The 9,022-nt window shown below is 70.0% G+C and carries 10 protein-coding genes; 4 read left to right on the plus strand and 6 right to left on the minus strand.

The genetic code is table 11. From position 1 onward, the window contains the following. From KUTG_RS54330 to KUTG_RS37030, 5 genes are all read right to left on the minus strand, one after another. Window positions 1-1,062 (minus strand): hypothetical protein (locus KUTG_RS54330; RefSeq protein WP_198047428.1); only part of this gene is annotated, 1,062 nt, incomplete at its 3' end. Between the two features lie 128 nt (window positions 1,063-1,190). Further along, window positions 1,191-1,880: a DUF3558 domain-containing protein gene (locus KUTG_RS37015; RefSeq protein WP_084580217.1), complete on the minus strand. Its 690-nt coding sequence runs from the start codon at window positions 1,878-1,880 to the stop codon at window positions 1,191-1,193. Further along, entirely contained in the window at window positions 1,834-2,217 is a 384-nt protein-coding gene (locus KUTG_RS37020; protein WP_157495019.1) for a hypothetical protein, read from the minus strand. The genes KUTG_RS37015 and KUTG_RS37020 overlap by 47 nt, the downstream gene beginning before the upstream one ends. 275 nt (window positions 2,218-2,492) lie before the next feature. Then, on the minus strand, window positions 2,493-3,317 hold the full coding sequence (locus tag KUTG_RS37025; protein WP_052395833.1) for a MaoC family dehydratase: 825 nt from the start codon (window positions 3,315-3,317) through the stop codon (window positions 2,493-2,495). Continuing rightward, window positions 3,314-4,483 carry an acyl-CoA dehydrogenase family protein gene (locus tag KUTG_RS37030; protein WP_043723539.1) on the minus strand — a complete coding sequence of 390 codons (1,170 nt, stop codon included), beginning with the start codon at window positions 4,481-4,483 and terminating at the stop codon, window positions 3,314-3,316. The genes KUTG_RS37025 and KUTG_RS37030 overlap by 4 nt, the downstream gene beginning before the upstream one ends. A gap of 62 nt (window positions 4,484-4,545) precedes the next feature. On the opposite strand from KUTG_RS37030, the gene KUTG_RS37035 reads away from it, so the two are divergent. The 4 genes from KUTG_RS37035 to KUTG_RS37050 all read left to right on the plus strand — a co-directional run bounded on the left by KUTG_RS37035 (window position 4,546) and on the right by KUTG_RS37050 (window position 7,597). Next, window positions 4,546-5,163 (plus strand): TetR/AcrR family transcriptional regulator, encoded by a 618-nt coding sequence (locus KUTG_RS37035; protein ID WP_043731926.1) that lies wholly within the window; start codon window positions 4,546-4,548, stop codon window positions 5,161-5,163. A 94-nt stretch (window positions 5,164-5,257) separates the two neighbouring features. Next, the gene (ligD, locus tag KUTG_RS37040; RefSeq protein WP_043723542.1) at window positions 5,258-6,253 is read left to right on the plus strand and encodes a non-homologous end-joining DNA ligase; all 996 of its coding nucleotides are present in this window, start codon (window positions 5,258-5,260) and stop codon (window positions 6,251-6,253) included. Between the two features lie 214 nt (window positions 6,254-6,467). Beyond that, on the plus strand, window positions 6,468-6,662 hold the full coding sequence (locus KUTG_RS37045; RefSeq protein WP_043723544.1) for a hypothetical protein: 195 nt from the start codon (window positions 6,468-6,470) through the stop codon (window positions 6,660-6,662). Window positions 6,663-6,907: 245 nt separating this feature from the next. Next, window positions 6,908-7,597, plus strand: coding sequence for a DUF6319 family protein (locus KUTG_RS37050; RefSeq protein ID WP_043723547.1), 690 nt, complete (start codon window positions 6,908-6,910; stop codon window positions 7,595-7,597). Window positions 7,598-7,901: 304 nt separating this feature from the next. Here the strand turns inward: KUTG_RS37050 and KUTG_RS37055 are convergent. After that, window positions 7,902-9,022: alpha/beta hydrolase (locus tag KUTG_RS37055; protein ID WP_084580219.1), on the minus strand; the 1,121-nt coding region annotated here is incomplete at its 5' end.

Raw genomic sequence — 9,022 nt, forward strand, 5'->3', positions numbered from 1 at the left:
CGACTTGTGCTCCTGGTCCTCTTCCTTCTTCCCACCGCGTCCGGCCCCGGCGGCCATGCCGCCGTTGCCCGGGGCTCCCGGCGCGCCCGGCCTTCCCGTGGCAATCGCGGCGTTCGCGCCCGGGGCACCCGCGCCGGCCCGGGCACCAGGGCCCGTTTGGCCTTCCGCCGCGTTCACGCCGGGCATGCCGCCGGTTCGGAAGCCCTTGGCTCCGCCCGCGCTGCCTCCGCCGGCCGTGCCGCCTGCGCCGCTTCCGAACCCGCCGCCGGGTGCGCCGAACGGCGTGCCACCGGGGAAGCTGCCTTCGCCGCCGGAGCCCCAGCCTTGGCCGCCACCGCCGCCGGGCGGCGTGGGCCAGCCGCCGCCGGGTCCCGTGCCGGGTCCTGCGCCGGGCGAGGACGGGCCGCCGGGCCAGCCCTGCGTAGTCGTCGATCCCGTCCCCGAGCCCGGCGCACCTTGGCCTGGCCCTGTGCCTTGGACCGGGATGCCGCCGGTTCCCGGTCCCGGTGTGCCGTCGCCGGGCGGAGTCCACGCGGACGACGGGCCGGGTCCGTAGTGGGTGACCAGGTGGTTCGCGCCGCCTTGGCCACCCGGCCCGTCGATCCCGCCCGAGCCGTCCGGCCCGTGGCCGCCCGGCCCCGGCTGCGTCGGCGCCAGCGCGATGTCCGACCCCGATCCGCTTGGATCTCCGTACTCGTTCGGCAGATTGGTCCTGTTGTACGAGCTGGCGTTCGCGTACCCGTTGTACGCCGCCACGTTCGCGTTGGCCTTCTCCGACCAGTCCTGCACCTTGTTCAGGTAGCCGCCCCCGGTGAACATGCTGACGCCGCTGGCATCGCTGAGCATGTCCCCGAACGACGCCGACGGCGGCTCGTTCGGCACGTCGTGCACGCTCGTCTTCGCCACCCCGAACGACTCCGTCTGCCGCCCCATCAGATCCTGATGCGTGCTTAGCGCCCGCTGCCCGTCCCGAAACGCCCTCAGCAACGGCGCCGCCCCCGCCTGCGCCGCCTCCGACGCATCCCCCGTCCAGGCCGACCCCATCTTCATCACCAGCGCCATGGCCTGGCTCTCCCGCTGCTCATGCGTCTGCGCCAGCGAGGTCGACGCCGCCCGCGCGTCCTGAAGGCTGCCAGTGCCCGGCCCCTGAGTCAGGGCATGGTGGATGTCCCCCGGTCCAAGCCTGCCCATCACGAACCTGCCTTCAGATTGGTCATCACCATGTCGGCGACCTTCTTGGCAATCGCACAGGGATCGAACTGCTGGTGTGCGGTGGTCGTGTCGACGCTGACGGTGAACTGAAGCGTGTCGCTGACACCAACCGCGAGGCCGCATCCGGGGTTCGTTTTGTCTTTCCGGTCATCGAGCTGGCCGTACAGAACGGCCGGAAACCCCTGGATCGGATCGACCGGCGCGAAGTAGCCGCCGGCCTTTTTGAGTGATTCCGCCTGAACGTACAGCGAGCTCAGGCCGCCCTTGCTTGCCGTGATGAAACCGGTGCCGATGGTCATGAGCAACGGGATCGTCGAAGTGTCCGACCAATTGCAGCCCGGGCCGGTTGGATCGGTGGTCGGTTTTCCGGTCGCGACAATACCGAGCGACGAGATCTGTGCCTGGGTCAACACGTTGCATGGCGCCGACTGCCCTCGCGTCGTGTCCAGCGGATTTGCCACGTGCGGGGCGCCGGACGGCAACTTTCCATCGGCGGCCACACCGTTGGACTGCGGTCCCGGGGTGCCGACGACCGGCGGCGTCGAGCATCCGGCGGTGACCGCCGCGAGTGCCACGGCGACGAGGCCGATCTTCAAGCTGTGGTGACGCACTGGCAATTCCTCACGCCTTCTTGAGGTGGTCAGCGCCGGTCTGGTCGGCTTCCACATGACCGTCTCGTACGGCCGTCAACTTGGTGATGTATTCGGTGACGAAGGCCTGCTGCGCCTTGTTGGCTTTCAGGTAGGCCGTGCCGGACGCGTTCGCCGCATCGACGAAGGCCTGGCCGGCCTGGTCGAGCGGGCTCCCGGCGGCGGTGAGGCCCACCATTTTTCGGCCAGCAGCGGCGTCTTCCGTCAGCTCCATGAGCAGGTCGTTCCACTGCTTGATGGCGTCGTTGAGTTCGTCTGGGTCCATGGTGAACTTGCCGCCCGTCGGCGGCAGGCCGCCGAAGATGTGCTGGGCGAGGTCCTGGATCGCCTCGCTGCGGGTGAAGCCCTTCACCACGTTCGGCGGCGTCTGCGCCTGCCCGGTTGCCTGGTCGCCCATGGCGTCTCGTGCCCTCTTCCCCTCGTGCCCGCGGCACCCTGCGGAGTTGACGGTGGCGACGACTCGCCGGCCACCCTGACTCCGACGCTGCCCACCGCCGATCCGTTCCCCTTGGCCGTGACGCAGCGCGGTTCGATGGTAGTGGTCCGCATACGGGCTCGGGTCCGAAATCACCCGAGTAGGCCGCCCTCAGAAGGGGAACGGCGAGGTGGCGCGCAGATACGAGACGAACCTCACCGGGTGAGCGTGAGACGGCCGCCGTCGATGACCACGAGGCCGGCGGAGGTGCTGGTGCGGAAGGCGATGCCGTCACCGTCCAGCCATGCGTCGACCAGCAGGACGTCGCCGGGAACGACGGGGGCGGTGAAGCGGCCGGTGATGCCGGTGACGCGGTGGGCGTCGCCGTCGGCGAAGGCGCCGATGAGCAGGCGGCAGGTGATGCCGTAGGTGCACAAGCCGTGCAGGATGGGCCGCTTGAGGCCGCCGCGGGCGGCGTAGACGGGGTCGCTGTGCAAGGGGTTGCGGTCGCCGGACAGGCGGTAGATGAGGGCCTGGTTGGGGGCGGTGGCGAACTCCAGGCGACGGTCGGGGGCGTGAGAGGGCACGGCGGCGCGGGAAGAGGTGCCGCGGGGGCCGCCGAAGCCGCCCTCGCCGAGGAGGAAAGCCGAGGACACGGCGGAGAACAGCGGCCCGGCGTCGTCGACGGCGTCGACGCGGCTGACGATGAGGGCGCCGGAGCCCTTGTCGAAGATGTCGGTGACCTGGCGGCGGACCTCGATGGAGCCGGCGACCGGGAACGGCCGGTGCAGCGCCAAGGACTGCTCGGCGTGCAGGACCCGGGTGTTGTCGACGTCGCCGAAAACCTGGGCGGGCTCGGTGAAATGGGTCAGAGCCAATGCCATGGTGGGCAAGGCCTGCTGGGTGACACCCGAGGAGTTCTCGGTTGTGAAGGGGAGTTCGGAGGCGCCGACGCCGACGGCGTAGCGCAGGGCGTCGTCGGAGGTCCACGACTTGCGCCAAGGACCCTCGACGACGCCCAGGATGCCGAAGTCGATCACCCGAGGTAGCCGCCGACCTTGGCGTGCCCCTTGAGCAGGTTGCGGGCAATGGTGCGGCGCTGGATCTCGTCGGTGCCCTCGTAGATGCGCAGCAGCCGCAGCTCCCGGTACCACCGCTCGACCGGCAGCTCCCGCGTGTAGCCCATGCCGCCGTGGATCTGCAACACCCGGTCGACGATCTCGTTGGCCTTCACGCCGCCGTACAGCTTGGCCATGGACTGCGCCTGCCGGGAGTCGACGCCCTGGTCGACCTGCCACGCGGCGTGCAGCACCAACCAGCGCAACGCCTCGATCTCCACGGCGGAGTCGGTGATCATCCACTGGATGGCCTGCCGCTCAGAGATGGGCTGGCCGAAGGTGACGCGGGTCTTGCTCTGCTCGATGGCCATCTCGACCAGCCGCTCGGTGGCGCCGATGGCCCGCGCCGGCAGCAGGTAGCGGCCCTGGCCGATCCACTGCATGGCCAGCCGGAAGCCCTGGCCGACCTCGCCGAGGATGTTCTCCTCGGGCACGCGCACGTCCTCGAAGATCAGCGACGCCGGGCCCCACTCGCCCATGGTGTCGATGTACTCGGACTTCCAGCCCATGTCACGGTCGGCGAGGAAGCAGGTGACGCCGCCGTCAGCGCCCTTCTCCTTGTCCGTCACGGCGAAGACCATCGTGAAGTCGGCCTCGTTGCCGCCGGTGATGAACGTCTTCTCGCCGTTGATCACCCACTCCGAGCCCTCCTTGCGGGCCGAGGTGCGGATGTTGCGGGCGTCCGAGCCGGCGCCCGGCTCGGTGATCGCGAAGCACGACCTGCGGTCGCCGGCGATGGTCGGGACCAGGTAGCGCTCGCGCTGCTCCTCGTTGGCGTGGAACAGAATGTTGTCCGCCTTGCCGCCCAGGTAGAACGGCACGAAGGAGCGGCCGAGCTCGGCCTCGATCAGGGCGGCGGTGACGGCGTCCATGCCCATGCCGCCGTACTCCTGCGGGGTGAGCACGCCCCAGAAGCCGGCCTCTTTGGCCTTCTGCTGCAGGGCATGGGACTCCTCGGCGGTGAAGCCGCGCTCGCCGGCGCGCTCCCGCCGCAGCACCTCGGGCTCCAGCGGCATGACCTCCTTGCGCACGAAGGTGCGCACCCAGTCCCTGATCTCCCGCTGCTCGTCGCTGAGTGAGAAGTCCACCGCGAGTCCCTTCCCGACTAAACCGAACACTGTTAGTTTTAATGTACGCGCAGGAGGTGGCCATGCCAAGACCGCACACCCCGATCCTCAGTCCCGCCCGCATCCGTGCCACGGCGTTGTCCCTCGTCGACCGTGACGGCCTGGAAGCGCTGTCCATGCGCAAGCTCGCCGCCGAGCTCGGCGTCCAGGCCGCGTCCCTGTACAGCCACGTGGCCACCAAGGACGACCTGCTCCACGACATCGCCAACGACATCATCGGCCGGGTCGACGTCGGCGGCTTCGACGGCGGCTGGCGGGCCGGTCTCGTCCGCTGGGCCCGGAGCTACCGGGCCGTGCTGGCCGAGCACCCCAACATGGTCCCGTTCGTCGCCCGCGGCCCGGCGCGGCGTGACGCCTCGCTGCGGATGGCCGATGCCGTGCACGGCGGCCTGGTCGGTGCCGGCTGGCCCCCGCGCGAGGCCACGATGATCGGGGCCGCGGTGAAGTACATCGTCATCGGGGCGGCGACCAGCTCGTTCGCGGCGGGGTTCTCGGACGACGCGCAGGTGTATGTGGAGCGGTATCCGCACCTGAACCAGGCGCATCTGCTGCGGGAGCACGCGGAAGAGGTGGACGAGGACAGCTTCGAGCTGGTGCTGGAGGCGTTGCTGGTGAGGTTGGACGGGAAGCGTGGGGGGTGAAAGCCCCGGTTGGTCGCTCGGTTGCTGGCGACCAGCCGGTAGCTCGGGGCGAGAAGAAGTCGTGGGCGCGCGGTGGCCGGCATAGGGTGCTGGCGTGGCTGAGGCGATCGAGTTGCGGGTGGGGGAGCGGACGGTTCGGGTGTCCAGCCCGGGCAAGGTGTACTTCCCGGAACGGGGGATCACCAAGCGGCAGGTGGTGGAGTACTACGTGGCGGTGGCGGAGCCGCTGCTGCGGGCGGTGGGGGAGCGGCCGACGACGCTGAAGCGGTATGTGGACGGGGTGGAGGGGGAGGCGTTCTACGCCAAGAGGATCCCGAAGGGGGCGCCGGAGTGGGTGCAGACGGCGAGGATCACCTTTCCCTCGGGGCGCACGGCGGATGAGGTGTGCCCGACGGAGCCGGCAGTGCTGGCGTGGGCGGCGAACCTGGGGACGTTCGACTTCCACCCGTGGCCGGTGCGGCGCAGCGATGTGGACCGGCCGGACGAGCTGAGGATCGACCTGGATCCGCAGCCGGGCACGGACTTCGCGGATGCGGTGGAGGTGGCGCTGACGCTGCGGGAGGTCCTGGAGGAGCTGGGGATCCGGTCCTTCCCGAAGACGTCGGGCGGCCGGGGGATCCATGTGCTGGCGAGGATCCGGCCGGAGTGGGACTTCATCGACGTGCGGCACGCGGTGATCGCGCTGGGGAGGGAGGTCGAGCGGAGGATCCCGGCCCGGGCGACGACGGCGTGGTGGAAGGAAGAGCGCGGCGAGCGGGTGTTCCTGGACTACAACCAGGCGGCGCGGGACCGGACGATCGCCTCGGCCTGGTCGGTTCGGGGCACGCCGAGGGCGACGGTGTCGATGCCGCTGACCTGGGAGAAGCTGCCGACGGTCGACCCGAACGACTTCGACGTGCTGACGGCGCCGGGCTGGCTGGCGGAGCACGGGGACGCGCTGGCGGGCATCGACGAGCAGGCGTACGGGATCGAGCGGCTGCTGGAGTGGTACGCGGGCGACGAGCGGGGCGAGATGCCGTATCCGCCCGATTATCCGAAGATGGCGGGAGAACCGAAGCGGGTGCAGCCGAGCAAGGCCCGACACGACTGAATCACCGCCATGCAATTCCATTGTGGACAATATGTGTCACCGAAGGCGTATCATGTCCGTCTCGACTCTTGACAGTGGGGAACGCCGCCGTTCCGGCCGGTGACCTGCGGCGAAAATGTACTGAGACGGACACGTGATCGGTCTCTGCTTCGGGGTGTCGGCCGTTTATCATGGAGCGGGCGGAAACCCCGAGCAGCCTGGAGGAGGGCCGGCCATGACGATTCCCTATGTGGCGCGCTTCGTCGGCGGCCCGCTCGACGGCCGTGAGGAGATCTGGAGCAGGCCGATGGATGAGCCGCGCCAGACCATCACCCACGTGCACCTGCACGACGGCCCCAAGATCGAGCACCACTACGACCTGCACCACACCGACCAGTTCGGCTGGGAGTACCGCCTCCGCGAGTCGTGATCACCCGCCACATGTGGACCGTACGTGGCTTCAGGTGCCGAATGTGCGCCACATGTGGCAGGGGAGCTGCGGTCAGGGCCGGGGCTTCGAACAGGTGTGCTAATCTCTGCGTCGCCTTCCGGACGGAGCCGGCACGGGGCGCCAGCCCCTACTGCTAGGTTGCCGGGCGGCGGCATGCCGGACAGCCCTCGTCACGGTGTGTGCCACCCCGGTGCCCAGCCCTGCACGCATCGAGGAGAATCAAGATGGCGCAACCAGGCTCGCTGTCCGACGAGGACGTCGAGCATCTTCGTGACGAGCTCGTCCGGGGCCGTGAGCCCACCGTCTGGTTCACGGCCGACGCGGTCGGGGTCGAGACGGGTAAGTCGGCCCGGGTCGTCGCGTTGAACGATCCGGTCGAGGGCGACTACATCCAGGTCCGTCCGGCCGGCTCGCACGATGAGCTGTCCTTCTCGCCGAGCGAGCTGACGCTCGTCCGGCCGGGACGCAAGCGTTCGCCAGCAGAGGTACCAGCGGTATCCCGTCCCTCCATGGAGCAGAGAATGTCGGAGATCGAGAACACCACCACCGAAGCGCCTGAGGAGGTCGCTGCGGGCGACACCGCCGTCGTGGAGGAGGAGTCCACCACCGCCAAGAAGCCACGCCCGGCCAGCACCGCGAAGAAGACCCGCGTCGCCGACGTGGTCATCACCATCAGCGGCAGCGTCGACGGCGACTGGACCGTGGACGTGGTCGCGGCCAAGAAGAAGGCCCTGCGGGCGCTGCCGGTCACCCCGGCGGTCGTCGGCCAGGCCGCCAAGACGCTGCACCCGGACGTCGCCGAGTCGATCGAGGCGATCCTGGAGCAGGCCCGCGAGCAGCAGACGGCCAAGGTCGAGCAGCTGCGCGCCGAGCTCGAGGCGGCGCAGAAGGCGCTCGAGGAGCTGGCCGGCTGATTCGTCGGCATTAGCACAGAGTGGGGATTCCTTTCGGGGGGTCCCCGCTCTTTTTTCGGTCACCTATGGCTATGCGTGAATCGATCGGGACCGCGTTCGGGTGAGGGCCCGGGTCGCTCACGTAGCGGTGTCCCCGACACCGTGCGCGGAAATACCGTCAACCTGCTGGTCCGTTCGATTTCCGGGGAGGTCCTCATGGACGACAAGACGCCTGAGCTGGGTGGCTGCAGCTGTTGTGGAAGCTGCACGGGCCCTGGCTGCGGCTGCTGCTCCAGTTGCAGCTGACACCGCTAGGGAGCGACACTCACGGCGGGCAGGCGGTGCCGTCCGTCGGAACCTGAGCGTCGACCAGGAAGTGCTGCACGGCGGCGGTGGCGCATGGCGACTGAATCAGGGCGCCGTGCCCGCCGCCCTCCCAACTCACCAGCACGCCCGAGGCCAGCTGACGGGCGGTGCGCTGGGTGCCCTCCTCCGGCGTGATCGGGTCGTCGGCCGTGCTCAGCACGAGGATCGGCGGCGCGCTGTGGCCGCTGGGCGTCGGCAGCTGCTGCGCCGGCACCGGCCATGAGCTGCACAGCAGCAGCTGCTGCGCGAACAGGCCGCCGAACAGCGGGGCCTTCGCCTTCCAGTCCGACACCATGCCGCTGATCTGCTCCGGCGGCAGCCGCATCTGCATGTCGTTGCAGCCGGTGATCAACTGCGTGTCCAGCAGCGGCGGATCGTTGTCGACGGCGGTGGACAGCGGGGCCACGTAGGCGGCCAGCGCGTCGATGTCGCCGGCGCGGGCCGCGGTGATCGCGTCCGCCAGCGCCGGCCAGCTGGCCCGGTCGGCCAGCCCCATCAGCAGCGCGTGCACGGCTTCCCCGACCGAGAGCCGGGCCGTCATCGGGTGCTGCCGCAGCTGGTCGAGCAGCGCCAGCGTGGCCTGCTTGGGATCCGGCCCCAGCGAGCAGTTCCGCGCCTTGCACAGTGTGGCGAACGCGTCGAAGGTGGCCTCCGCGCCCAACGCGCCGGCCTGGGCCGCGCTCGGCGGATCCAGGATCGGGTCGGGCGAGCCGTCCAGCACCAGACGGCCGGTGTGGCTGCCGAAGCGGTCGGCGAAGACGGTCAGCACCCGCGAGCCCTCGCCGTGGCCGATGGCGTTGAGCCTGCTCACGCCCAGCGCCTCGCGCAGCTGGTCCAGGTCGCCGGCGGTGCGCCAGCTGTCCAGCGCCTGGAGCCGGTCGTCCAGCTCCAGCACGCATTCCTGGCTGGCCCGCTTGGCCGCGGCCGACAGGTCGTCGAGCTGGGTGCTGTCGGAGTCGTACTCGGTGATCGCGGCCCGCGCCGAGCCCGGGATGCACTGCGCCGGGTCGGACGCGCCGGTGCCGCGGCGGTCCATGCCGATCAAGGGAGAACTTCTTGAGCAGCGGCGCCGGCAGCTTC

The organism is Kutzneria sp. 744, from assembly GCF_000568255.1.
In the GTDB taxonomy this organism is placed as follows: Bacteria; Actinomycetota; Actinomycetes; order Mycobacteriales; family Pseudonocardiaceae; genus Kutzneria.